Below are 659 nucleotides of genomic sequence, written 5' to 3' on the forward strand. Positions count from 1 at the left end.
CGAGCGGCTGGCCGAAGTGGAGGAAGACGTGCCGGCGAGGGTGTTCGAGGCGTTGCGCGAACAGTTCGAGCTGATCGGTCGGCTAGACAAAGGCATTGAGCAGTTGGAGGGACAGATCAAGGCCTGGTCCCAAACGCAGCCGGCGTGCAAGCGGCTGATGGCGATTCCAGGGATCGGCATGCTCACGGCCACGGCGCTGCTAGCGACGATCGGCGATGCGCAGGGCTTCGAATCGGGGCGGCAACTGTCGGCCTACCTGGGGCTGGTGCCGCGCCAGCGTGGCACTGGGGGCAAGGTGCAATTGGGGGCGATTAGCAAACGCGGAGACTGTTACCTGCGCATGCTGCTGATCCACGGTGCCAGAGCAGTCGTGTACCGGGCCAAGGACAAAGGGGCCTGGTGCGACCAACTGGCGCGCCGACGCCCATCCAACGTGACGGTGGTGGCGATGGCCAACAAGGCGGCAAGAATTGCCTGGGCGGTGCTGAGGGGCAAGGAGCCGTATGAAAGAGACCACGAGCTGAAGAAGGCGGAGAGGGCCAGGCAAATGGCGGATTCCGCGCTAGGTCAGCTGCGCCTACCAAAACCGTAGGCACAGCAGCCCTAGCTGCGGCTATTGAAGCAGGTTAATTGAATTCGACTAGCAGGTTGCGCGGGTA

General features: G+C 63.3%; 1 protein-coding gene. It reads left to right on the plus strand.

Features of this window, described 5'->3' with window-relative positions; translation table 11 throughout:
• On the plus strand, nucleotides 1-592 hold a 592-nt coding region (locus tag ACYP5B_RS22740), incomplete at its 5' end, for an IS110 family RNA-guided transposase (RefSeq protein ID WP_459571169.1).
• Nucleotides 593-659: the final 67 nt, after the last annotated feature.

It is taken from the genome of Cupriavidus sp. 8B (genome assembly GCF_054589115.1).